The following is a 22,593-nucleotide window of genomic DNA, read 5'->3' on the forward strand; positions in this document are numbered from 1 at the left end:
TGGGAACCGGCCGGACGACGTCCGCCCTTCGCGCCCCTCACCCCGCGGCGTCGGCGCGTCGACCCCGTGTCAGATGGTGCCGCCCGGGTCGTTGCGGCCGTGCTTCTTGCGCGAGGCCCGCTCGGTGGACTCGTCCGGCATGTCGGCCTCGATCCGCTCCTTGCGGACCCGACCCCTGACGGTCTCCTCCTCCACGCGGTCCTCGGTGGTCAGCCGGACGCGTTCGACCGGCTCGACACGGGTCTCCACCACCGGCCGCTCCTCGTACAGGGTGACTTCGCGCTCGGCCTCGGAGATCTCCGGACCGGCCATCGCGGCGTCCCTGTTGGCGTCGGTGATCGGCTCGCGCACCAGGCGCACCTCGTTGTGATGCAGGGGAACGGTCTGCTGCTGTTCCTCCGTCACCACGTACTTGCGCAGGCGCGCGCGGCCTATCTCATGGCGCTCGGTGCCGATGTGCATGGTCTCCTCGGACCGTGTCATCGCCACATCGGTGTCGTCCCTGCGGTCCCGGCCGGCCATGTCGCGGCGGTCGCCGGCGATGTCGCGCCCGCGGGGCTCGCCCGCTGCGGCCGCACGTCCGTGGGCGGGGGTCTCACCGGTCATGCCCTGACCGGACTTCGCCCGGCTCCGGCCCGCCGTGCCGGCCGCTCCCGCGGCACCCGCCGCGCCTGCCGCGCCCGCGGTGCCCGAGTGCGCCCAGCCGCCCTGGGAAGGCTGGTTGGCGCGCTTCCAGGCGCTGTCCCAGTCGATGTTGTAGTGCTGGTACAGGCGCTGTTCCTCCTGCGCGGAGAGGTGACCGCCTGCGTCGACGTCGACGTTCGGGGCGTCCTTGATCTTGTCCTTGGGGTAGGGCACCTCGAGGTGGTCCTCGACCATGTGGGCGTCCCGGATGGGTATGAACGACTCGTTGCTGCCGAACAGCCCGGTCTGAACGCTCACCCAGTCGGGTTCCCCCGTGGCGTCGTCGAGGAAGACATGCTTGGCGTTGCCGACCTTGTTGCCGTCGGCGTCGTAGACCGGGTGGTCCAGCACGTTCCGGATCTGAGCTTTGGTGATCACTGTTTCTTCCTCCTTCTGCGGTGTCCCTCGAACTCCCGTGTAACCATCCGAAAAGCGACTAAACGACTTATAACGCTACGAATCGTCGAGTGACTCCGCCGGTGATCCGATGTCCGCCGCAAAGTCCTTGCCGTCACTGGGTCGCCTGATTAAGATACGAACCGGATCGTATTCAAATAGAGGGGGAGAACCATGCGAGTGAAGGACTTCGATCACCTGGTGCTCAATGTCCAGGACGTCGAGCGCGCCCTGGAGTTCTACTGCGGGCCGCTCGGACTCGAGCCCGTCCGCGTCGAGGAATGGCGGGCGGGGAAGGTGCCGTTCCCCTCCGTGCGCATCACCGGGACCACCATCATCGACCTCGTCAGCCGGCCCCGTGGCGAGTCCAACGTCGACCACATCTGCCTCGTCGTCGATCCGCTGGACTGGCAGGAGGTCATCGACTCCGGCGTGTTCACCGTCCTGGAGGGGCCGGTCGGCCGCTACGGCGCCCGGGGCGACGCGCAGTCGATCTATGTGCAGGACCCCGACGGCAACACCGTCGAGCTCCGCTGGTACCCGCAGGACGCCGCACGGTGACGCCCGCCGCGGCCGGCCGCCCGCGCGACCCGGCGATCGACGCCGCGGTCGTCGCCGCCACCCTGGACGTGCTGCGTGAACACGGGTACGCGCGGTTCGCACTCGAGACGGTCGCTGCCAGGGCCGGCACGACGAAGGCGTCCATCCGGCGCCGCTGGCCGACCCGGCAGGGCCTGGTGATCGACGCTCTCGCCTCCGTCCTGGCCACACCGCCCGTGCCGGACAACGGCTGCACACGCTGCGACCTGACCGAGAGCGTCAAGCTGCTCACGGAAGCGCTGCTCGACCGGCTCCCGCCAGGAGTGCTCGCCCCGCTTGTCGCGGACTGCGCGCACGACCCCGACCTGCACCAGCGGCTGACCGACGCGCTGGTGCGGCCCAGCAGACACGCGGCCACGGTCGCGGTGCGCCGCGCCGTCGACCGCGGCGACCTGAGGGCCGGCGTCGACCCGGACCTGCTCGTCGACCTCCTTGCGTCGGTGGTCTACCAGCGCGCCCTCCTCGGGCGCGCCCCGGCCGGCCGGGACACCGCGCAGCCGCTGGTGGATCTGCTGCTCCAGGGGGCGGCGGTCGACTTCGACCACCTGGTGCGGGTCAGCCGCATGCCCGCCCATGCCAGGCACCACCACTGACCACCCGTCACCCCAGGTCGCCGGGGCGGGGAACGTGCGGGACGAGCGGACGGACCTCCTCCGCGACGAACCGCACGAAGTCCTCGGGGGCCGGCTCGTCGGCCGTAGGCTGGAGCACCACCGTGTCGGCCCCCGCCTCGACCAGGCGCTGCACGGCCTCCGCGACCGCGTGCGCGTCACCCGCGACGCCCAGTTCCCCGTCCGTGCGCCCACCGGAGCGCTCCAGTTCGTCCCTCAGCCGGGCGGCGGCCCCGGCGCCGGTCGCGGTGTGCAGGTAGACGACGACCTCGTGACGGCCCGGACGTCCGGCCGCCTCCCGGCCCTCGTCGATGAGCAGCCGTGCCCTGCGCACCCCGTCGGGTGCGACGGCGGCGTCCAGGATCGTTCCGTCGGCCGCCTCGCCGGTCAGCCGCAGGGAGCGCGGACCCGTCGCCCCGGCCAGCACCGAAGGCGCCGTCATCGGCGGCCAGTCGAGGGCGACGCCGTCGAGCTTCACGTAACGGCCGTTCACCGTGACCCGGTCGCCGCGCAACAGGGCGCGCAGGGCGGCGAGATGCTCGCGCAGCAGCGTCAGCGGTGACTCGACCCGGGCGCCGACCTGCCCCATCCAGTCCTGGACGCCGTGCCCGACACCGAGGGCCACGCGCCCCGGGAACAGCCGGTGCAGTGTGGCGGCCTCCATGGACGTCAGCGCGACGTTCCTGAGCGGCACCGGCAGCAGGCCCACACCGACACGAAGACGCTCCGACCACGCCAGGGCGGCGGCCGCCGTCGCGATGCCGCTCTCGAGGAAGCAGTCCTCCCAGAGCCAGAGCTCCTCCAGACCGGCGGCGTCCGCCGCGCGGACCACCTCCTTCAATCGCTCGGGAGGCAACTGCGGACGGAACACTGCGCCGAGAGTGGTCATGGATCACTACTACCCGTCACCGTACGACCCCGGCAACGCGTTTCCGCGGCGGCGTCCGTTTTCGCCCCCCGGCAGTGGGAACCGGAGGCTCATGGACCACTCGCTCATGGACCACTCACGGACGCCCGTACTGGACGCGCTCGCCGCGTACCACTCGGAGGGCCAGATCCCCTTCACGCCACCCGGACACAAGCAGCACAGGGGCGCGGACCCACGGGTCCGCGCCGTGATGGGTGACGACGTCTTCCGCTCCGACGTCCTCGCGATCAGCGGCCTGGACGACCGGACCTCCTCCCACCAGGTCCTCGAGCAGGCCCAGGAGCTGATGGCGGACGCCGTGGGAGCCGAGCACACGTTCTTCTCCACCTGCGGCAGCTCGCTGTCCGTCAAGGCCGCCATGCTCGCCGTCGCCGGACCCCACGAGAAACTGGTCGTCGGGAGGGACGCGCACAAGTCCTTGGTCTCCGGGCTGGTCCTCGCGGGCATCCGGCCCGTCTGGGTGGACCCGCGGTGGGACGCCGGCCGGCGATTGGCGCACCCCCCGTCCGCGGACGCCTTCCGTGAGGCGCTGGCCGAACACCCCGACGCGCGGGGCGTCCTGGTGACGACGCCGACCCCCTACGGGACCTGCTCCGACCTGTCCGGCATCGCGACCACCTGCCACGAGCACGGCGTGCCGCTCATCGTCGACGAGGCGTGGGGCGCCCATCTGCCGTTCCACCCCGGACTGCCGACGTGGGCCATGGACGCCGGGGCGGACGTGTGTGTCACCTCGGTCCACAAGATGGGCTCCGGTCTCGAACAGGGGTCCGTCTTCCATCTGCAGGGCGACCTGATCGATCCGACGGTCCTCAAGAGCCGCGAGGACCTGCTCGGCACGACGAGCCCGTCCACCCTGATCTATGCCGCACTCGACGGCTGGCGTCGTCAGATGGTCGAGCGCGGCAGGGAGCTGTACGACGCGGCACTGGCACTGGCCGGGAACGTCAGGGCCCGCATCGCGGACATCGACGGCATGCACGTGCACGGCCGGGAGGACTTCTGCGGGCCCGGTCGCGCCGCCGACATGGACCCGCTGCAGGTCATCGTCGACATCTCGGAGCTCGGGACGACCGGCTACCGCATCGCCGACTGGCTGCGTGAGCACCACCGCGTGAACCTCCACCTCTCCGACCACCGGCGGATCAGCGCCCAACTGACGCACGCCGACGACGAAACGTCCACGGACCGCCTGCTCGCCGCCCTGCGCGACGTACCGGCGCACGCTCCGCAGCTGCGACCGGCGCCCGACGTGGAGGTGCCCGACCCCGCGGAGCTTCGCCTGGAGCAGGTCATGCTGCCCCGCGACGCCTACTTCGGCAGGGTCGAGCAGGTTCCGTGGGAGCAGGCGTGCGGTCGTGTCAGCGCCGAGATGCTCACTCCCTACCCGCCGGGCATCCCCGCGGCGCTGCCCGGCGAGCGGCTGAACGACGCGGCGCTGCGGTATCTGCGCAGCGGTGTCGAGGCAGGCATGGTCGTCCCGGACGGAGTGGACCCCGACGTCAAGACCATGCGCGTGACGGCCGGCGACTGATCCGGCTCGCCGAAAGCCGCGTCTCGGCACCGCAAGGCAGTGAAGACGGCAGTTCTGGGCGTAATGTCCGCTGAAGGATGAAACCCGTACTGCCCGCCCGGGTCGCGGAGGAACAGGCCATGGCTCCACCCGACGAGGAATACGCGGAAGGCACAGCAGAAGACGAAGAAGGCGTGGACAGCAGCCAGAACAGCGTGGAAGACGCGGAAAGCCGGAACAACGGGGGAAGCCCGGACAGTGCGGAAGGCACGCAAGAGGCGGAATCCGCGGACGAGGAGGCCGCACAGCGGCTGCTGTCCCGGATGCTGCGCGACACCGGCGCCTACGGCGGCGGGATCTACGTACTCGACCCGGACAGCCAGGTGCTCTCCGCCGTGCTGTTCGCCGGAGTCCCGTCCAGCCTTCTCATGCCCTGGACCAGAGTCGGCGTCTCCGCCGCCGGCCCGCTCGCCCAGGCGGTGCGCGAGGACCGCCTGGTCTGGGTGGGGCCCGAAGGCGAACTGGCACGCCGCTACCCACGCCTCGGCCTGGCCCTGCCGTACTCGTTCGCCCTCGCAGCCGCCCCTGTGGGCGACACGGGCGGTGCCCGGGGCGGCGTCGTACTGCTGTGGGCCGGATCGGGCGCGTCGGAGATCGATCCCGACGTGCGGCGGGTGATCGAGAGAGCGTGCGCCGATCTCGCGGCCGAGCTGCGCGCCGCCGCCGAGAGCGGCCGCCCCGTCCTCCCGGCCCCGGAGCCGCGCCTGATGCCGGTGCCCCGCGGACGAACGGTCACCCGCTCCCAGGCGCTGGCGGCGGTGGACTACGCGGAACGCCTGCCGGAGGGCGGCTGCGGGCTGGACCTCGACGGCAGGGTCACGTTCATCACCGCCGAGGGCGCGAGCCTGGTGGGCGGCGACATCGCCTCCCTGACGGGTGAACGGCCCTGGGAACTGCTGCCGTGGCTGGACGACCCCGTCTTCGAGGACCGCTACCGCTCCGCCGTCATGAGCCGCCGTCCCACGGCGTTCACCGTCCGGCGTCCTGACGGTCTGTGGCTGCGCCTCGAGCTGTATCCCGACGCGCGGGGCATCAGCGTCCGGATCGCCCCCTCCCGGCTGAGCGGTCGCGGCGGCGGGACGGCGGCCGTCGCGGCGGCGGACCCCCCGGTACTCGAGGAGACCGGCACGGCCGCGCCCCGGGCCGAGGTCCTCTACCGGCTGGCCCATCTCGCCGCCGCGCTCACTGAGGCGCTGAGCGTCCCCGACGTGATCAAACTCGTGGTCGACCAGATCGCCCCCAGCTTCGGAGCCCACGCCGTCGCCCTGCTCGCCACCCACGCCGGAAAGCTGCGCCTGCGAGGCCGGCACGGCTACAGCCTCCACGAAGCGGAACAACTCGGCGGCGTACCCGTGACACCCGAGAATCCGACCGGGCGCGTGGTGATCACGGGAGAGCCGGCCTTCTTCGACTCCCGCCGCGCGCTGGACGAGGCGTTTCCGCACGCGGTGGGCGACGACGGCAACCAGGCGTGGGCGTTCCTGCCGCTGGTGGCCGCCGGCCGAAGGCTCGGCTGCTGCGTGCTCGCCTACGACAGCCCGCGGGCCTTCACCCACGACGAACGCGCCCTGTTGACCGCGTTCGGCGGCCTCGTCGCGCAGGCCCTCGACCGGGCCCACCTGTACGACACCAAGAGCGGTCTCGCCCGCAGCCTGCAGTCCAGCCTGCTCCCGCAGACACTCCCCGTGATGACAGGCCTTCAGGCCACGGCCCGCTACCTTCCCGCGACCCGCGGAATGGACATCGGGGGAGACTTCTACGACCTGATCCGCCTCGACGACTCCACCGCCGCCGCCGTCATCGGCGACGTGCAGGGGCACAGTGTCACCGCGGCCGCCCTCATGGGCCAGGTCCGCGCGGCGGTCCGGGCGCACGCCCTCGCCGGAGCCTCGCCGAGCGACGTCCTCGCGGGCGCCAACCGCCTGATCGTCGACCTGGATCCGGGGCTGTTCGCCAGCTGCCTCTACGCGCAGATCGACCTCGCCCGCGGACGGGCCCGCCTGGCCACGGCAGGGCACCTCCCGCCGCTGCTGCGCCACCCCGACGGCAGCGCACGGCCCGTGGCCGTCCCGCCGGGCCTGCTGCTCGGCATCGAACCCGATTCCGACTACCGGTCCGTCGAGGTGGCTCTGCCGCCCGGGGCCGTCCTGGCTCTCTTCACCGACGGCCTGGTCGAACGGCCGGGCACCGACATCGGGGCCGCGATCGACGCTCTCGCCCGCTCCCTGTCCGACGGCTCCCGCCACCTCGAAGCCCTGGCCGACGAACTCATGCAGCGTGCCCGCCCCTCGGGCGACCGGACGGACGACACCGCCCTGTTCCTGCTCCGGCTGACGCCCTGAAACCCGCCGCCCGCCGCCGAACCTGACCCCTGAGGTGCCGTCACCACCGCCGATTCACGGTCGCCTTGCCACCGGTCACCAGGCTTGCCGGCGGGACGTCATCGGCCACGACCGCGCCGGCGGCGATCACGGCATCACGGCCGATGCTGACGCCGGGCAGGATCGTGGCACCGGCACCGATCCACACGTTCTCCGCGACGTCGATGGGCGCGCCGGTGAGGTACAGCCGTCGCTCCCCGGGATCGACCGGGTGGCCACTGGTGATGAACGTGACCTTCGGACCGACCATCACGCGCTCGCCGAGCCGGATGCCGGCGTAGTCCAGAAACGTGCAGTTCTGGTTGATGAACACCCGCTCCGCGAGGTCGAGACGGAGGCCGTGGTCCGTGTAGAAGGGCGGATAGATCGTGACCCTCGGAGGCAGTGGCCTGCCGAGGATCTGTTCGAACAGCTCCGCCTTGCCCGCTTCGTCCTCGAAAGGCAGGACGTTCAAACGGGAGGTGAGCTCGGTGACCCGCAGAACCCTCTCGGCCATGGCCTGGAACTCGGCGCTGTGAATGCGCATGAGACGGTCGCTGGACATGCCACGATCCTTTCTGGTGCGGCGGTGACCGGGCGAACGAGGGTGTCCAGAACGATTCCGTGAAGACGGTCTCCACACCCGCGCGACGGCACTCTATTCGACGGCCGGCGACCCGCCGATGGGGGAGTGTCCGCCGCCGCGCCGTGGCACAACGACCGCACCGGGCAAGCCTGCCCCTTCCCCCTGCGTACGATCACCGGCCCGCCGGACTGATCATCTAGAGTTCGAGTGCAGCCGTGCGCAGCCTGCGCACCCCGCCCCACCGGAGTCCGTCTTGCGCCAGCACCTCACCATCGTCACCGGCGGCAGTCGCGGCATCGGCGCCGCGGTCTGCGCGCGCCTCGCGGCACAAGGCCACGATGTCGTGGTCGGCTACCGCTCCGACGAAAACGCCGCCCACGACGTGGTCAAGGCTGTGCGCGCGGCCGGCCGCCGCTCCCTGGCCGTCCGCGTCGACACCGCGGACGAGGCGTCCGTGGACCGGCTCTTCGACGGCGCCGCCGAACTGGGCACCGTCACCGGCCTGGTGAACAACGCCGGAATCAGCGGCCCCAACGGCCGTCTCGCCGACGCCGACGCCGACGGCATGCGCCGCGCCCTGGACGTCAACGTGTGGGGCTACCTGCTCTGCGCCCGCCGCGCGGTCCGCGACATGACCCGCTCGGGCGGCGGCGCGATCGTCAACATCTCCTCCGCGGCGGCCACTCTCGGCAGTCCTGGCCAGTACGTCCACTACGCGGCCACCAAGGCGGCCGTCGACGCCATGACCACCGGCCTGTCCAAGGAGGTCGCCGCCGACGGCATCCGCGTCAACTGCGTTGCGCCCGGCACCGTCTGGACCGAGTTCCACGAGGACCCCCAGCGGCCCTCGAAGGTCGCGGCGGCAGTGCCGATGGGCCGGGCCGGACAGCCGCAGGAGATCGCCGGTGCCGTCGCCTGGCTGCTCTCCGACGACGCCTCGTACACGACCGGCGCGATTCTGCGCGTCGCGGGCGGGATGTAACCACCTTCACGGGAAAGCGTCGGGCAGCTGCGCGCCCTGCCCGACCGCGCTCGACGCGGGACTCACCGGCGGCACCCGTCCGTGCCGTCGGGACGGGGTGGCTCGGGCCGTGACCCGCCGCTCGCGGCGAAGGCGCGTCGGCCTACCGGTCGGACACCTTGCGCAGCACACCGATCTTGTCGATGCGGTGTTCCGGGTTGCCCTTGTCGTCGCGCCAGAAGTTTCCGGCCGCGTCGTCCTCGGGCGTCGCGCAGGTGGAGATCGTGATCATGGCCTTGGTCGGCCGCTCACCGGGGTGCCCCGGGACCGCCGCACGCTGCTCCGCGAGCGAGCGTTCCGATCGGAAGGAGGTCTGCCGGGTCTCCGTGATCACGTACTCGTACACCGAACCACCCGCGGTGACGAGGACCGGGTCCCCTCGTTCGAGGGACGGCAGATCGCGCAGGGGACCACCGGCGGAGAGACGGTGGGCGGTGACCAGGTAGTTGCCCACTTCGCCCGGTCCGACGCCGCCCTGCTCGCCGTACGGACTCGCGGCCACGCCGCGGTTCTGGATACGGGTGCCCGGCCAGTCGTCGGTCGTGCCCTCGTAGGGGACGACCCGCAGATCCTCGAGGCCGATGGCCGGTACGGACAGCAGCGCGGTCTCGGTCCGCGGGTCGGCCTCGGGGGCGGCGGACTGTGCGGCAGCGGGGGCCGCGGCCGGGCCGTCGGAGGCGGTCGGCGACGAGAGCGACGAGGGTGGCGAAGGAGACGGGATCGACGACGGCTCGGCGGTGACCGAGGTCGCGGCGGAGCGGGGGTCGGCTCCCTCCGCGGCGGCGCCTGCGCAGCCGACGAGAACGACGGCGACCGCACCGGCGAGGGCAGCGGGAACAACTCGGGGAAGGATCATGGATTCCGGAATCCGTAGCCGGGGGTGTCAGGCCAGAGCATGTCCTGCCGTGGCCCCTTCTGGGGTGAAAACACCACAATCCGATCAGATGTTCCACTCCGGGTCAATGCCCGGCCTTTGCGGACTCGGGGTCCGTGGCGGGGGTGCCGGGCACCATCAGGGTCAGCTCCATGCCGGGGGTTCGCCGCTTGGAAGACGACATCCTGGCTGAGGCTCTGAGCCGGTGCGGCCGCTCTCAGGTGCGCCCCGGATCGGGCCCGGCCTCCAGCGCGTACAGCAGCTGCTGGGTGTGCGCGGCCAGGCCGCCCACGGCGGTCGCCGTCTCGTGGTCGTGGTCCGGCAGCCGGTCCTTGAGGCGCCCGTGCGCCGCCCACGCCCGTCGCATCGCCTCGCCCCGGGCGTCTCCGTCCGGCAGCGGGGCGGAGAGCGCGCCGCGGTCCGCCACGCACACGTCCGCCGCGGCCCGCAGTACCTCCGTCATCAGGCCGAGCGCCACGTCCGGTGGAGCGGCCAGCCTGCGCCAGTCCCCGGCGGTGTCCACCAGCGTGCCCGTGAGCGATTCCAGACGCCCGGCGATACCGCTCCAGTAGGAGTCCCAGTTGTCCGGGGGAGGAGTCGCACAGCGCCGCAGGCGGTGCCCCGGATTGAAGCGGTAGCTCTCCCGGGTCCAGCGACGTGCGCCGGCCAGGCCCTGGGCGGCCCCGCTCAGCCGGCGGGCGCTTTCGTACCAGCGTTCGGCGCTGGTGCGGTCGTAACCGCTCTCCACGTCGTCGGCCATGGTCCGCAGCAGCTCGGCACTGTCACGGCCGAGTCTGTCCAGGTTGTCGCGTACGTCCCGGAGGTGGACCGGAGGCAGCACCAGCGCGTTGACCGCGATGCCGATCACGGCGCCCACGAGCGCCTCGAAGAGGCGGTGCGCGATCGCCGTCGTCGAGAAGGAACTGTAGGCCAGCACGAAGATCGCCGTCGTCGGGGCGTAGATGCCCTGATCCCCGAAGCGCGAGTAGTTCCCCAGCAGAACGGCGGGCGGCAGAGCCAGAGCCATCGCCGCCATGGAATTCCCCGTGAGCGAAGCGGCGCCCGCCGCGAGCAGGGTGCCGATCCCGATGAGGACCAGCTGCTGCACCCCCGCACGCAGTGACCGGTAGACGGTGCTCTGCACCAGTACCACGGCGGTCCAGGGCGCCATCAGCGCCATCGGCGCCTGCCACCACCAGCCCACCACCGCCCACGCCAGCACCGCGGCGCCGGCCGCCTTCAGGGACTGGACCGCCAGATCCCGCTCCGGCCCGGCCTCCGTCAGGGCCCGGCGCACAGACGTCCCCACCGCCGAACACTCCCAGGCCACCCACCGCTGCCATGCCACGGCCGGTTCCGCTCCCTCCGTCGCGCTTTCGTGCCGGTCCCTCGCGGGCCGGACCTCACCCTTGTAACCGGCCTGGGGCTTCCGAATCCTGTTCGCCCGGCGGGCGAATCCAGCGCCGCTGCGGCCGGGACCGCTGCGGCCGGGACCGCTTCGGTCGGCGCCGCTTCGGCCGATGTCGTGGAGGAGGGCCGCGCGGAGGGGACGGTGACGTACGGGGCCGGTACAGGCGGGCTTCAGCCTGTGTCGGCAAGCAGGCCGTACGCGGTGGGGACGAGGGTGTCCCTCCGGTGGTAGCGACGCGTGGACAGGGCGGCCAGGGCGGTGCCGGTGGCCGGGCGGAAGCCGAGGAAGGCCTGCTGGCCGCTGGTGGCCCCGGAGTGGAAGTACATCTCCCCGTGCGGGGTCGGGTGCCGGAACCAGGTGAGCGTGTGTTCATGCCGGTGCCCGAGACCGCGGCGCAGCACAGGCCGGCGCACCGTACGGAGCGCGTCCGCCGGAGGCCGGCCCTCGGGACGCAGATGCGCCTCGAGGAACGTGAGCAGGTCGTGCGGCACGGCCCGTACCGCGCCCGCCGCCTGGAAACCACCGATGAGAAGCGGTGGCGTGGGCGTCGTCCCGTCCGCGCGGTGACCGACGGCGTCGTGGTCCGGGCCGCCGGGGGAGAGGGCGGTCCCGGTCAGGCCGAGGGGGTGCAGCAACTCACCGGCCAGCAGTTCCTCCCACGGTGTGGCCGTCGCGGCCGCCAGGGCGTGCCCGAGCGTGGCGACACCGAAGTTCGAGTAGCGCCACCTGGAACCGGGCCGGTGCCTCGGATCGCTGTCCAGGAAGGCTTGTACGACCCGCTCGGACGGATACCCGGCGTACGGATTGGTGGACCAGCGCGGCAGCGCCTGGCGGCGGAAACCGGGCGGCAGTGGCGGCAGCCCAGAGGTGTGGGTGATCAGATGCATGAGTGTGATGCCGGCCGGGCCGGCGCTCCGGCGCCCGGTGGTGAGATGCGCGGCTGCCGGATCGCCGCCGGAGACCCGGCCGTTCGCCACGAGATGCGCGAGGAGCAAGCCGGTGAACGTCTTCGACGCCGAGCCGATCTCGTAGCGCAGCAGCTCGCGGGGGACCGGTGGGGACGGCCGAGTGCCACCGCAGCGGACGGTTCGGCGGCCGTTCCTGGAGAACGCGAACACGACATCCGGGGCGTCGACGGCCCGCACGGCCTCCTCCAGCCGCGCCTCCGCCGATTCCCCCACCGGCGCGGGCAGTGCCGTCGTCGTCCCGGTGGCGGTGCGCTGCGGCGTCACGCGGGAGCGCCGGCCATCAGGGTGAGGGCGCGGGAGGTGGCGAGAACCGAGGCGAAGGCGGCGACCAGCGTCGGGTGGTAGACGATGTCGAACACTTCCTCCGGGTCGCCCTGCGGCATCCCGGACAGGGCGGGCATCGCCCCGTCGGCCTGCTGCGCCGCGGCGAATCCCTCCCAGGCGCGCTCGTCGAGCGTGGGGGAGGGCAGACAGGCGTCGACGACGAGAAGCTCGCCCAGCAGGTCCCATCTCTTGAGGTCGAGCCAGTCGTCCAGCCAGACCGGCAGCCAGGTGTCGAGATAGCGGGCGATGTCCTGCGGCAGCCCCTGCGGGTTCTCGCCCCAGTCGGTGAGGTGGAAGACGGTGTGCGTGATGTCGTAGCCGATGTGGGTGTCGACCGTCCACGGCTCGGGCTCGTGGGCGAGCCACGTACGGCGAAGGGCCTCGTCCTCCGCCATGGTGGGCGGCAGTCCGAACCGGCGCTCGAACGTCGAGAGGCCGAGCCGCCGTACGGGCAGCACCTCACGGGCGGCCCAGCTGTTCAGACCGTGGTGGAGCCGTGCCACCCGGTCCATCTCGGGGTGCGAGTAGCCCAGTTCGCTGAACGGCAGGTAGACCTCGAAGGGGATGGGGGAGCTCGGCTCGATGCGCTGGCCGTGGGCCAGCATCCGGCCGCCGTCCAGGGCCTGCCGCCAGGCGTGGTCGATGAGCCTGCGGGCGAGCTCGGACTGCCGGGATCCCGACACGCCCTCGCGGAACAACACCTTGCAGATCAGCGCCAGTTCACCGATCGGCTTGAAACGTTCGAGAAAGCCCACTTCCGGGTCCACGTCCGGTTCGAGCCGGAAGCCCTCCCGGTGCGCGTACAGCCACTCGATGGCTCCCTCGCCGACCGTGTGGATGAGGCGGGTGCTCGTCATGCCGACGCTCCTTGCGGGGGGCCGTCGTGGCGGCGGCCCAGAGTCAGGGCGGCGGCGAACGCCGCCATCAGCGTGGAGTGGTAGCAGTTGGCGAAGACCCGTGGCACGTCCCCGCCCACGGCCCGTGGACCCACTTCCGGCAGCGCGCCCGCCGCGTCCTGGGCGGCCGCCAGCACCGTCCAGGCGTCGTCGGACGTCCCCGGCCCAGGGGGGCGCGGCAGGCTGGCCGCGACCGCGAGCAGCTCACAACTCAGGTCCCACTGCTCGTCCTCGAGACAGGTGTCCAGCCACGGCGGCAGCCAGGCGTCGAGATAGTCGGCGATCCGAGGGGGCACGCCGTTCACGTCGTGTCCCCAGTCGGTGAGGTGGAAGACGACATGCGTCAGCGTGTAGCCGGAGGCCCGTTCGAACGACCACGGTTCGGGAAGCCCGCCGAGCCAGGTGCGCTCCAGCGCGGAGGACATCGAGGTGTGGGGGACAAGTCCGGTGCGCAGTTCGGAGTTGACGACGCTCATCCGGCGGTTCGGTTCCTGCTCCGTCAGCCGCCGGCCACGCGTGCGGGCGACGGCGGCGGCGAACTCCTCGAACCCGGCGTGCCGCAGCCCTCCGGAGGCGAACGCGGCGTAGACCTCCAACGGATACGTCGCCCAGGGCTCGAGCCGCTGGAGGTCGAGGAAGAGCGCCCCTTCGTGGGTCTGCCGCCAGGCGAAGTCCAGCAGTTCGGCGGCGACCCGGTGCAGCGGACTGCCGCGCGGGGTGTGCCTGACGACGCAGACGCACACCTGGGCGAGCTCGCCGAGCGGCTTCCACGACCCGTTCACGCTGCCGCCCGGCTCGAGCGCGTCACAACCGAGCCGGAACGAGGCCCGGTTGTCCCACACCCAGCCCAGGGCCGCTTCCGCGACCGGGCCGACGACGACCGCCGTCGCTCCTGTGCCGGCTGTCGACTGCGTGTGGGCCGCCGCCCCGGTGCGGGCCGTCGTCTCGGCCCGGGCCGACATCTCCGCCCGGGCCGTCACACCCGTGCTCCGGCCCGCAACAGCTGTGCCGCGCGAACGTGCAGGAGGACCCGCGGGTCCCCGCCACCCATGTGCGCGACGAACTCCAGCCCGGTGTCGAGGCCCAGGCTCGCCGGGACCCCGTCGAGAACCGCCAGCCAGCGCCCGGCGCCCGCGGCCTGGAGCCAGTCACGGCGGCGCACCGCACGCACGAAGCCGCGAGCCACGTCGACGGGTCTGCTCCGCGCGGCCGTCGCCACCCCGCAGCGGCTGCCGGGGACGCACAGCGCGCCGAGTACGGCGAGTTGGTGTGTGAGAAGTTGCCAAGGGGCCCGCTCGAGCCACAGGACGTCGGGTTCGCGTCCCTGGGCGGGGGGCACCACCGCCGAAGTGCCCAGCTCCAGCAGGGCGTTCGCCATCGCCCAGTGGCTCCAGACCGAGGTCGGTGCGGCGTCCGGGCCCGGAGGGAAGGTCACCACGGCCTTCTCGAGGACCGCCAGATCCTCGGCGGCGGGAGTCCGGCCGGACATGACACAGGGCAGCAGCACATCCGCTCCGAGGACGCGGACCGCCGCGAGACCGAGGCCCTCGTCCCCCGTGGCCCCGGTCGCGCGGCAGACCGCTTCGGTGTGGTCCCCGCTGCTGAGAGCGGAGACCACCTGCGAAGCGAGTTCCTGCACGGCGCCCGTCAGAAGGGACGTGTCAGGATGCTCCATTCCGATTCCCCGTCAGCGCTTCTTCGGTCGCGGCGTGGGAGGCGAGAGGAGGAGGCTGTGGCTGCCGCCGGACAGCGCCAGCACCGCGCATTCGCGAGTGTCGCGGTAGAAGCCTTCCGCTTCTGCCGGGTTGAGGGCTGCTTCGACGTCGGTCCGCAGGACCTTGGCGTCCTGGACCTCAGGCTTGGTGAAAGACATGCCACCATCTCCTAATGGGAGGTGTGAGCAGTTGCTCTTCCAGTTGAACCCAAGCCGGAGTGCCTCGCAAACGGCGCATATTCGTACATCCCGTGCATGCTTCAACTGCCGTCCGGAAGTTGAAGCATGCACGGGATGCGGGCGCGCCGAACCCCCCGAGGTCACCGGTCAGTTGGGGCGCCCGTCCATAATGCTTTCGAACGCTGTCGGCCCGGTCAGCCGATCACCTGCAGCGCGCCGGGCTGGACACGCACCGTCACGGGCAGAGCCGCGTCCACCTCGCCGTCCGCACCGTACGGAACGTCACGGTCCGTCTCGATCCGGACCTCCCGGCCCCTGAAGACCTCGACTTCCGGACGAGCGAGGTGAGCCCCCGTCTTGAGTTCGTTCATCATCGCGAAGAACAGCCGCTTCGGAGCGTGCCGGATGACGACGACGTCCAGCAGCCCGTCGTCCAGCCGGGCGCCGGGGGCGATGTTGCGGCCGAAGCCGTAGAACCCCGAATTGGCGGCCACGACCGTGTAGCCGCGCCGCTCGTGCTCGGTCCCGTCGATCGTGATGCGGTACGCGGCGGGCCGCCAGCGCACCACGGCCCGCAGGCCGCCCGCGTAGTAGGAGGCGGCGCCCCGCAGCAGCCGGGAGGTGTTGGCATGGCGGTTGGCCACCGCGTCGACGCCCGCGTACACACTGCCCAACACCGACGTACCGGCGTGGACCGAGGAATCGACCCGGATCGTGTCCACCGGTCGCGGTGAACCGTTGAGCAGCAGCTGGGCCAGGGCGTCCGGGTCCGACGGCAGGCCCAGTGCCCGGGCGAAGTCGTTGCCGCGCCCGGCGGGAACGAGACCGAGCACGGCGTCGGTGCCGCTGAGCGCCCCGCCGACGCAGCCGGCCATCCCGTCCCCGCCGACTGCGAGCACCACCTGCCCCTGCCCGGCCGCCTGCCGCGCCACCTGCTGGGCGTGGTCCAGGCTGCGGCTGTACTGAGTGTCGAGCCGGGCCCCGGCCTCCCGCAGGCGGCGGGCCAGCGGAAGCAGGGCCGCCGTGCCGCTCGACCCGCCCGCGGCGGGATTGACGACGGCGGTGAACTGTCGCATGAATGCGCCTTTCGTACGGCAGGGGCGGGTCAGCGGACGGGGACGAGCACGCCGGGGTTGAGCACCCCGGCAGGGTCGAGTTCGGCCTTGAGAGCCTGCAGGATACGGACCCCGACCGGGCCGATCTCCCTCGCGTACCAGTCGCGGTGGTCGGTGCCCACCCCGTGGTGGTGGCTGATGGTGCCACCTGCCGCCAGGATCGCGTCGTTCGCGGCCCGCTTCGCCGGTGCCCAGTGGGCGACGGGGTCGTCTCCCTGGGCGCTCACCACGGTGAAGTACAGGGACGCGCCGTTCTCGTAGACGTGCGAGATGTGGCACATCACCAGGGGCGGCGTCCCGCCCTCGGTCAGTGTCGCGGTCAGCGCCTCCCGCACCGCTCGGTGGAGCACCGGCAGATCGGACCAGAAGGCCGCCGTCTCCAGCGTCTCGGCGAACGCTCCGGCGTCGAGCAGCGCATCACGCAGGTACGGCGCGTTGTAGCGCCCGTGTGCCCAGCGGTCCCCGGGCTCGTCGCCCAGGAACTCGCCCCCGCAGGCCAGCAGCACCTCGCGGGCCCGTGCCCGCCGGTCGGCGGTGTCCTCCGCGGTGCCCTCGTAGCCGGCGATCGCCATGCAGCCTGCGGCCTGCTGGGCCTGCGAATCCCCGATACGGTCCGGCTGTGCCAGACCGACGAACGTCTCCGTCTCGTCCGACAGGCGCAGCACGGTCGGCCGTGGGCCGTCCTGGGCGAGTCTGCGCAGAGCCGTGGCACCGGCCTCGAACGACGCGAAGCGCCAGCCCTCGTAGACTCGGGTCGTCGGCAGCGGCCGGATGCGCACGGTCACCGAGGTGATCACGCCGAGAGCGCCTTCGGAGCCGAGGATCAGTTGCCGCAGATCGGGACCCGCCGCCGAGCGTGGCGCCCGCCCGAGTTCCAGGTCGCCCTCCGGGGTGGCGACGGTCAGGCCGAGCACCATCTCGTCGAAGCGGCCGTAACCGGCCGACGCCTGCCCGCTGGAGCGTGCCGCCGCGAAACCGCCGACGGAGGCCCACTCGAACGACTGGGGGAAGTGGCCCAGCGTCCAGCCCTGCTCGTTCAGCAGCCGCTCGCACTCGGGCGCACGCAGCCCCGGCTGCAGGGTCGCCGTCCGGGAGACGTCGTCGAGGGCGAGCAGGGCGTCCATCCGGCGCAGGTCCAGTGCGACGAAACAGCGCTTGCCCTCGGGGGCGAGGCCGCCGACGACGGACGTGCCGCCACCGAACGGGACGGCGGCCACGCCGTGCTCGGCGCAGACGCGCAGCAGGGCCGCCACTTCTTCGTGGCGCGCCGGCAGCACCACGGCCGCCGGGATGTCGTCCACGTCGCCGGCGCGGATGCGCAGCAGGTCGGGCGTGGACTTGCCGCGGGTGTGCCGGACGCGGCTCTCGGCGTCGGTGCGTACATGGGCCGCGTCGCCCACGCACTCGGTGACCGCCGCCTGTGCGGCGGCGGTGAGCACCGACGGCGGGACGTCGATCTCCTCGAGCGAGGCGGGGCCGCCGTCGCGCGGTGTCACCCCGAGCAGTTCGCGCAGCAGGCCGGTCACCGTCTCCGGCAGGGGTGCTGCCTTGGCCGGGTCGCCCCAGCCGCTCCACAACATGTCCACTTGGGCTGATTCCTCACCGTCGGTTTCGCGGGGCGCCGGGTTTCGCCCGCCTCGGCCTGTCGGGGCCTCGGTTGCGCGGGCGTCGGTCCTGCGGGGAGCTCGTTTCGTGGGGCAGTCGACTGCGCGGACTCGGCAGTCAGCCTGCCGCGCGGCCCCTCACTGCATTACACTGTGACAGATGACGCCCATTCGTCACAACCACTCGGACGCAGATACCGTCCTCGACGCCGCGCGCGACTGCGTCCTGGCCGTCGGCGTACGCCGCACCACGCTCACCGACGTCGCCCGGCGCGCCGGGGTCTCCCGCATGACGCTGTACCGCCGCTGGCCGGACGTTCGCACCCTGGTCGGCGACCTGATGACCCGGGAGTGGATCGGCCTCGCGGTCGGCGCCATGCCCGAACCCGGTGCCCCGGCACGGACCAGGCTCGTCGACGGGCTCGTCACCGGTGTGGCCGCCATCCGCGCCCACCCGCTCTTCCACAAGATCATCGACGTGGACCCGGAGCTGTTGCTGCCGTACATCCTCGACCGCCGGGGCGCCAGCCAGGACGCATTGCTGGAGCTCATCGCCGGCGCCCTGCAGGAAGGCCACACCGACGGATCCGTCCGCCGGCTCCACCCCGACCGCCAGGCCCGCTCGCTGCTGCTCGTCGTCCAGTCGTTCGCCCTGTCCCTGCGCACGATGACGGAAGAGACGGACCCCGAACTCGCCGACGCCGCCTTCCTCGATGAACTGCGGACCATTCTGGAGAGGACCCTCGCACCATGAGCCGCACCGACAGGCCCGCGACCCCGGCCGCCGCTCCCACCGCCGCCTCCTCCTTCGCAGCCTCCTCCGCCTCCCCTGCCGCCTCCTCGCTGAACGCGGCGCGGCGCAGCCGCGAACTCGCAGAACTGGCGGAAGGAGCCCGGGTCGACGTGCTCGTCGTCGGCCTCGGCGCCACGGGGGCAGGAGCCGCGCTCGACGCGGCCTCCCGTGGACTCACCGTCGCCGCGATCGACGCCCACGACCTCGCCTTCGGCACATCCCGGTGGAGTTCCAAACTCATCCACGGCGGCCTGCGCTACCTCGCCACCGGCCACCTCGACGTCGCGCACGAGAGCGCCGTCGAGCGCGGCATCCTCATGGAACGCACCGCCCCGCATCTGGTACGCGCCCAGCCCTTCGTCCTGCCCCTCACCCCTCTGGTCAGCCGCGGCCAGGCCGCGCTCGCATGGGCGGGCCTGCACGCCGGCGACCTGCTGCGCGCCTCCGCCCGCACCTCACGCGCCACCCTGCCCGCGCCCCGCACGCTCTCCGCCGTGGAAGCCCGGCACATGGCCCCCGTGCTGCGCCCGACCGGACTGCGTGGCGGCCTGCTCTCCTGGGACGGCCAACTCACCGACGACGCCCGCCTCGTGACGGCCCTCGCCAGGACCGCCGCCGCTCACGGCGCCCGCATCCTCACCCGGGCCCGCGCGCTCTACCTGACCGGCACCGGCGCCCGTGTCCGCGACGAACTCACCGGCGAGGAACTGGAGATCAGGGCCCGCACCGTCATCAACGCCGCAGGGGTCTGGGCCGGCGGTCTCGTCGACGACATCCGGCTGCGCCCCTCCCGCGGCACCCATCTGGTACTGCGTTCCGAGGACCTGGGCAGCCTCAGCGCCGGCATGCACATCCCGATCCCGGGCGAGGCCAACCGCTTCGTCCTCGTCCTGCCGCAGGGCGACGGCCGGGTGTACGTGGGTCTCACCGACGAACCCGTCGAGGGGCCCGTCCCCGATGTGCCGGAGGTGCCGGAGACGGACATCGGCTTCCTCCTCGACGTCCTCGGCTCAGCCCTCGACGTGACCCTGCGCCGCGAGGACGTGGTCGGCGCCTTCGCGGGACTGCGACCGCTCCTGGACACCGGCGCGGCGGCCGGTTCCGGCAGCGCGGCCGCACCGGGCCGCACGGCCGACATCTCACGCCGGCACGCCGTCCTCACCTCGGCGGACGGTGTCGTCACCGTCGTGGGAGGCAAGCTCACCACCTACCGGCGCATGGCGGAGGACGCCGTGGACGCCGCCCTCGCGGCGGGCGGGCCGGCGGCAGGACCCAGTCGTACGGCCGCCCTGCCGCTGGTGGGGGCGGCCCCCGGGGGCGTACTCGCCAGGCTCGACGCACCTCGGCGGCTGGTCCGCCGCTACGGGGCGGAGGCCCCGGCCGTCCACGCCCTGGGCGTGGCCGACCCGACCCTCGCGGTGCCCGTCGTGCCCGGCCATCCGGTCACCGGGGCGGAACTGCTCTGGGCGGTACGGCACGAGGGAGCCCTCGACGAGTCGGACGTCCTCGACCGGCGTACCCGTATCGGCCTTGTCGCCGAAGACCGCCACACGGCGTACGGCGCGGCGCGCGAGGCACTCGAGCGCTGCCTCTCCTGACCCGGCGGCGAGCCCGTGTCCGGGACCGGGCGGCAGGTCCCGGGCCGGGGCGGGCCGGCAGCGGTCTCAGCCGGTGGAGCCCTCGACCCTGAGCCTCACCTGCTCCTCGAGCCGGCGGAGGCTGAGGTCGAGGGCGTCGTTCACGGCCTGCTCCCCGGGGTCGTGCGTTTCGTCGAAGAACGACAGGTGCACGGTGACCGCGCTGGCACCCGACTCGATGCCGGCCACCTGAAGCCAACCGGCGTAGCTCCCGCCGTTCCGCGTCCCCCATTCGACCCGCATCTGCTCCTTCTCGGGCTTCATCAGTGCGGGGGTGTCCTCGTCCGTACGGTCCTCGTGCACCGTGACGGCGGGCAGCTCCTCCGCCCTGACGTGCAGGGCGTCCGGAAGCCAGCTGTCGAGCCGGTCCACCTGCGCCGCCTGGTCGAAGATGTGCTCCGGCAGTGCGGGCATCGTGCGGGTGCGTTCGTATTCGCTCATCAGTGCACCAATCCTTGGCGATCCATGGAAACGGGATTCTTCGACCAACCCTTGCCCCGACGGCTCGACTTGAAGCGAGAACACCGAACGGCCCACCCGTTCGCCGTGATGTTCCGAATGTGGCGGTCTGGAATGTCGCGTGGGTCACGTTGAGATGCCGGTGTGAAACCTGTGGGGCTGATGGTGCGTCTGTCTTGACGGCGCCGGAAGGCAGGGGAACGCCGCGAAGCGGCGGACCGCGCAGCCTTCCGTGGGGGGTGCCGTGAGGAACAGCAGTCGCATGGTGACTTTACGTAATGAAACCATTACCACTTGACCACGTACTGTCACATGAGGAGCCCGGGCAGGTGCGCACGGGCAGGGGAGGAAAAGACATGAAACCGTTCGCGTGGAACTATGCACAGCCTGCCGAGCCGGCCACAGCTGTCGCCCCCTATTCGTACGACTCCGCCCTGCAGTTGAACGTGCTCGCCGACGGGCGGCCCGCCGTCATGGACCGGGGACTGCTCGCCGTGGCCGGGACGACGACGTCCAAGGCCGGCTCCGCGACCCACTTCGACGACTGACCGGCTGTGCGACGTGACAGTGCTGGTGTTGACGTGCGAGGCCGACGTCACCGCGGACATGGTGGTGGCGGAGCTCCACGAACAGGGCGTGCCGCTGGTGCGGTTCGACCCGGGCGACCTGCCGGGCGGCGGGGCGCTTTCCGCGGAGTACGTACGGGGTGAGTTCCGCGGCTACCTGTCGAGCGGTGGCCGCGTGGCGAGCATGCAGGGACTGCGGTCGGTGTGGGTCCGCAGGCCCAGTGAGCCGGCGGCGCACGCCCCTGAACCGTCCGACTGGCTGACCGTCGAGAGCGCCCACGCGCTGTACGGAATGCTGGACAGCACGGCGGCGCGGTGGATGAACCACCCGAGCGCCGCCGCCAAGGCCAGGCGCAAGCCGTGGCAGCTGCGCATCGCACATCAGAGCGGCTTTCCGGTTCCGGCCACTCTCCTGACCACACATCCGACGATGGCCCGTCAGTTCGCGGAGCAGTACCGGCACGTGGTCGTCAAGTCGGTGTCCGGCAAGTCACCGGGCAACCCGCCGATGGCACTGCCGACCACGCTCGTACCTCCGGACGCGGACTTCTCCGGAGTCGCGGCCGCTCCCACGATGCTGCAGCGCTACATCGCCAAGCGCGCCGACATCCGGCTGACCAGCGTGGGCGACCAGCACTTCGCGGCACGTAAGGCCGCGGAGCCGGGGCAGGTCGACGGCCGCTACGGCGACACCGGCCACGAGTGGCAGCCCGTGGAGGTGCCCGTGCAGGTCGCCCGGGCGGTCGAGACCTACAAGAAGCATGCCGAACTCGCTTATGGGGCCTTCGACTTCGCGGAGGACTCGTCCGGTACGTGGTGGTTCCTCGAGTGCAATCAGGGTGGACAGTTCGGCTTCGTGGAACTGGAGACCGGCCTGCCCATCGCACGGGCGGTCGCGTCCTGGCTGGGACAGGACCCGATGTGATGTGAGGCGGCGACGCCCCTCGGAGGCCTGGCCTCGGGGCTCAGGCGGAGGCGGCTTCGAGGGGGGTCTCGGCGGCGTCGGCGCGGGCGTAGAGGACGGAGCGGCCCACGAGCTCGCGCCCACGGGGTGAGCGCGGCGCAGGTCGGGCCGGTGTGGACGCTGCACAGAGGCCCCCCGCGTCCTGGTTGTCCCCGGTACGGGCAACCCCGGCCACCTCGGCCTGAATGTGGTCGCCGGCGCCTTGCGTCTGTCCGAAGGTGAACTCGCTGTGCTGGACGGCCTCCACCACGAAGCGGCGTGAACGTGAGTGCCGGACGTCGGTACACGGCGCCGCTGGTTGCGTTCAGTGGGCGTCGAGCCGGGTCGTG

22 protein-coding genes are annotated in these 22,593 nt (G+C 72.1%); 9 read left to right on the forward strand and 13 right to left on the reverse strand.

The features are described from left to right. Positions 1-69 precede the first annotated feature (69 nt). Positions 70-1,062, reverse strand: a complete 993-nt coding sequence (locus tag ACFYV1_RS08055; RefSeq protein ID WP_389394500.1) for a PRC and DUF2382 domain-containing protein — start codon at positions 1,060-1,062, stop codon at positions 70-72. A 192-nt stretch (positions 1,063-1,254) separates the two neighbouring features. Between ACFYV1_RS08055 and ACFYV1_RS08060 the strand changes: the two genes are divergently transcribed. Continuing rightward, positions 1,255-1,641 (forward strand): VOC family protein, encoded by a 387-nt coding sequence (locus tag ACFYV1_RS08060; protein WP_389394501.1) that lies wholly within the window; start codon positions 1,255-1,257, stop codon positions 1,639-1,641. Further along, a complete protein-coding gene (locus ACFYV1_RS08065) occupies positions 1,638-2,273 on the forward strand; it encodes a TetR/AcrR family transcriptional regulator (RefSeq protein ID WP_389394502.1) in 636 nt (211 codons plus the stop codon). Before ACFYV1_RS08060 ends, ACFYV1_RS08065 begins: the two co-directional genes overlap by 4 nt. 7 nt (positions 2,274-2,280) lie before the next feature. Here ACFYV1_RS08065 and ACFYV1_RS08070 read toward each other — a convergent pair whose 3' ends face one another. Next, the gene (locus ACFYV1_RS08070; protein ID WP_389394503.1) at positions 2,281-3,180 is read right to left on the reverse strand and encodes an LLM class flavin-dependent oxidoreductase; all 900 of its coding nucleotides are present in this window, start codon (positions 3,178-3,180) and stop codon (positions 2,281-2,283) included. A gap of 106 nt (positions 3,181-3,286) precedes the next feature. On the opposite strand from ACFYV1_RS08070, the gene ACFYV1_RS08075 reads away from it, so the two are divergent. Beyond that, on the forward strand, positions 3,287-4,753 hold the full coding sequence (locus ACFYV1_RS08075; protein WP_389394614.1) for an aminotransferase class I/II-fold pyridoxal phosphate-dependent enzyme: 1,467 nt from the start codon (positions 3,287-3,289) through the stop codon (positions 4,751-4,753). A gap of 77 nt (positions 4,754-4,830) precedes the next feature. Next, complete coding sequence (locus tag ACFYV1_RS08080; protein ID WP_389394504.1) at positions 4,831-7,134, forward strand: SpoIIE family protein phosphatase; 2,304 nt, start codon at positions 4,831-4,833, stop codon at positions 7,132-7,134. A gap of 40 nt (positions 7,135-7,174) precedes the next feature. Here the strand turns inward: ACFYV1_RS08080 and ACFYV1_RS08085 are convergent, their stop codons facing one another. Continuing rightward, positions 7,175-7,717, reverse strand: a complete 543-nt coding sequence (locus tag ACFYV1_RS08085) for a DapH/DapD/GlmU-related protein (RefSeq protein ID WP_389394505.1) — start codon at positions 7,715-7,717, stop codon at positions 7,175-7,177. A gap of 274 nt (positions 7,718-7,991) precedes the next feature. On the opposite strand from ACFYV1_RS08085, the gene ACFYV1_RS08090 reads away from it, so the two are divergent. Then, a complete protein-coding gene (locus ACFYV1_RS08090) occupies positions 7,992-8,720 on the forward strand; it encodes an SDR family NAD(P)-dependent oxidoreductase (RefSeq protein WP_389394506.1) in 729 nt (242 codons plus the stop codon). Between the two features lie 142 nt (positions 8,721-8,862). Here the strand turns inward: ACFYV1_RS08090 and ACFYV1_RS08095 are convergent, their stop codons facing one another. The 9 genes from ACFYV1_RS08095 to ACFYV1_RS08135 form a co-directional block, all read right to left on the reverse strand. Continuing rightward, positions 8,863-9,615 (reverse strand): class E sortase, encoded by a 753-nt coding sequence (locus ACFYV1_RS08095; RefSeq protein ID WP_389394507.1) that lies wholly within the window; start codon positions 9,613-9,615, stop codon positions 8,863-8,865. Between the two features lie 235 nt (positions 9,616-9,850). After that, positions 9,851-10,942 (reverse strand): aromatic acid exporter family protein, encoded by a 1,092-nt coding sequence (locus ACFYV1_RS08100; RefSeq protein WP_389394508.1) that lies wholly within the window; start codon positions 10,940-10,942, stop codon positions 9,851-9,853. 272 nt (positions 10,943-11,214) lie between these two features. After that, positions 11,215-12,276 (reverse strand): serine hydrolase domain-containing protein, encoded by a 1,062-nt coding sequence (locus tag ACFYV1_RS08105; RefSeq protein ID WP_389394509.1) that lies wholly within the window; start codon positions 12,274-12,276, stop codon positions 11,215-11,217. Then, positions 12,273-13,193 carry a DUF6895 family protein gene (locus ACFYV1_RS08110; protein ID WP_389394510.1) on the reverse strand — a complete coding sequence of 307 codons (921 nt, stop codon included), beginning with the start codon at positions 13,191-13,193 and terminating at the stop codon, positions 12,273-12,275. Before ACFYV1_RS08110 ends, ACFYV1_RS08105 begins: the two co-directional genes overlap by 4 nt. Beyond that, positions 13,190-14,212: a DUF6895 family protein gene (locus ACFYV1_RS08115; protein WP_389394511.1), complete on the reverse strand. Its 1,023-nt coding sequence runs from the start codon at positions 14,210-14,212 to the stop codon at positions 13,190-13,192. Before ACFYV1_RS08115 ends, ACFYV1_RS08110 begins: the two co-directional genes overlap by 4 nt. Continuing rightward, on the reverse strand, positions 14,209-14,907 hold the full coding sequence (locus ACFYV1_RS08120) for a hypothetical protein (protein ID WP_389394512.1): 699 nt from the start codon (positions 14,905-14,907) through the stop codon (positions 14,209-14,211). The genes ACFYV1_RS08115 and ACFYV1_RS08120 overlap by 4 nt, the downstream gene beginning before the upstream one ends. A 12-nt stretch (positions 14,908-14,919) precedes the next feature. Then, complete coding sequence (locus ACFYV1_RS08125; RefSeq protein WP_360046039.1) at positions 14,920-15,105, reverse strand: hypothetical protein; 186 nt, start codon at positions 15,103-15,105, stop codon at positions 14,920-14,922. A 215-nt stretch (positions 15,106-15,320) separates the two neighbouring features. After that, positions 15,321-16,202 (reverse strand): diacylglycerol/lipid kinase family protein, encoded by an 882-nt coding sequence (locus ACFYV1_RS08130; RefSeq protein WP_389394513.1) that lies wholly within the window; start codon positions 16,200-16,202, stop codon positions 15,321-15,323. 29 nt (positions 16,203-16,231) lie between these two features. Continuing rightward, positions 16,232-17,827: an FAD-binding oxidoreductase gene (locus tag ACFYV1_RS08135; RefSeq protein ID WP_389394514.1), complete on the reverse strand. Its 1,596-nt coding sequence runs from the start codon at positions 17,825-17,827 to the stop codon at positions 16,232-16,234. A 178-nt stretch (positions 17,828-18,005) separates the two neighbouring features. Between ACFYV1_RS08135 and ACFYV1_RS08140 the strand changes: the two genes are divergently transcribed. Then, a complete protein-coding gene (locus tag ACFYV1_RS08140) occupies positions 18,006-18,599 on the forward strand; it encodes a TetR/AcrR family transcriptional regulator (protein ID WP_389394515.1) in 594 nt (197 codons plus the stop codon). Then, entirely contained in the window at positions 18,596-20,236 is a 1,641-nt protein-coding gene (locus tag ACFYV1_RS08145; protein WP_389394516.1) for a glycerol-3-phosphate dehydrogenase/oxidase, read from the forward strand. Before ACFYV1_RS08140 ends, ACFYV1_RS08145 begins: the two co-directional genes overlap by 4 nt. Positions 20,237-20,302: 66 nt before the next feature. Here ACFYV1_RS08145 and ACFYV1_RS08150 read toward each other — a convergent pair whose 3' ends face one another. After that, entirely contained in the window at positions 20,303-20,716 is a 414-nt protein-coding gene (locus ACFYV1_RS08150) for an SRPBCC family protein (protein WP_389394517.1), read from the reverse strand. Between the two features lie 374 nt (positions 20,717-21,090). Here ACFYV1_RS08150 and tgmA point away from each other — a divergent pair, with 374 nt between their 5' ends. Together tgmA and tgmB are read left to right on the forward strand one after the other, a co-directional pair. After that, positions 21,091-21,282, forward strand: a complete 192-nt coding sequence (gene tgmA, locus ACFYV1_RS08155; protein ID WP_389394518.1) for a putative ATP-grasp-modified RiPP — start codon at positions 21,091-21,093, stop codon at positions 21,280-21,282. A 13-nt stretch (positions 21,283-21,295) separates the two neighbouring features. Continuing rightward, entirely contained in the window at positions 21,296-22,225 is a 930-nt protein-coding gene (gene tgmB / locus ACFYV1_RS08160; RefSeq protein ID WP_389394519.1) for an ATP-grasp ribosomal peptide maturase, read from the forward strand. Positions 22,226-22,593 lie beyond the last annotated feature (368 nt).

Source organism: Streptomyces sp. NPDC003023 (assembly GCF_042888225.1).
Lineage (GTDB): Bacteria > Actinomycetota > Actinomycetes > Streptomycetales > Streptomycetaceae > Streptomyces.

Excerpts from the sequence above, each read along its gene's own strand:
- ACFYV1_RS08060 (WP_389394501.1), top strand. The coding sequence starts at position 1,255 with ATGCGAGTGAAGGACTTCGATCACCTGGTGCTCAATGTCCAGGACGTC.
- ACFYV1_RS08070 (WP_389394503.1), bottom strand. The coding sequence starts at position 3,180 with ATGACCACTCTCGGCGCAGTGTTCCGTCCGCAGTTGCCTCCCGAGCGA.
- ACFYV1_RS08075 (WP_389394614.1), top strand. The coding sequence starts at position 3,287 with ATGGACCACTCACGGACGCCCGTACTGGACGCGCTCGCCGCGTACCAC.
- ACFYV1_RS08080 (WP_389394504.1), top strand. The coding sequence starts at position 4,831 with ATGAAACCCGTACTGCCCGCCCGGGTCGCGGAGGAACAGGCCATGGCT.
- ACFYV1_RS08085 (WP_389394505.1), bottom strand. The coding sequence starts at position 7,717 with ATGTCCAGCGACCGTCTCATGCGCATTCACAGCGCCGAGTTCCAGGCC.
- ACFYV1_RS08095 (WP_389394507.1), bottom strand. The coding sequence starts at position 9,615 with ATGATCCTTCCCCGAGTTGTTCCCGCTGCCCTCGCCGGTGCGGTCGCC.
- ACFYV1_RS08110 (WP_389394510.1), bottom strand. The coding sequence starts at position 13,193 with ATGACGAGCACCCGCCTCATCCACACGGTCGGCGAGGGAGCCATCGAG.
- ACFYV1_RS08120 (WP_389394512.1), bottom strand. The coding sequence starts at position 14,907 with ATGGAGCATCCTGACACGTCCCTTCTGACGGGCGCCGTGCAGGAACTC.
- ACFYV1_RS08125 (WP_360046039.1), bottom strand. The coding sequence starts at position 15,105 with ATGTCTTTCACCAAGCCTGAGGTCCAGGACGCCAAGGTCCTGCGGACC.
- ACFYV1_RS08130 (WP_389394513.1), bottom strand. The coding sequence starts at position 16,202 with ATGCGACAGTTCACCGCCGTCGTCAATCCCGCCGCGGGCGGGTCGAGC.
- ACFYV1_RS08140 (WP_389394515.1), top strand. The coding sequence starts at position 18,006 with ATGACGCCCATTCGTCACAACCACTCGGACGCAGATACCGTCCTCGAC.
- ACFYV1_RS08145 (WP_389394516.1), top strand. The coding sequence starts at position 18,596 with ATGAGCCGCACCGACAGGCCCGCGACCCCGGCCGCCGCTCCCACCGCC.
- ACFYV1_RS08150 (WP_389394517.1), bottom strand. The coding sequence starts at position 20,716 with ATGAGCGAATACGAACGCACCCGCACGATGCCCGCACTGCCGGAGCAC.
- tgmA (WP_389394518.1), top strand. The coding sequence starts at position 21,091 with ATGAAACCGTTCGCGTGGAACTATGCACAGCCTGCCGAGCCGGCCACA.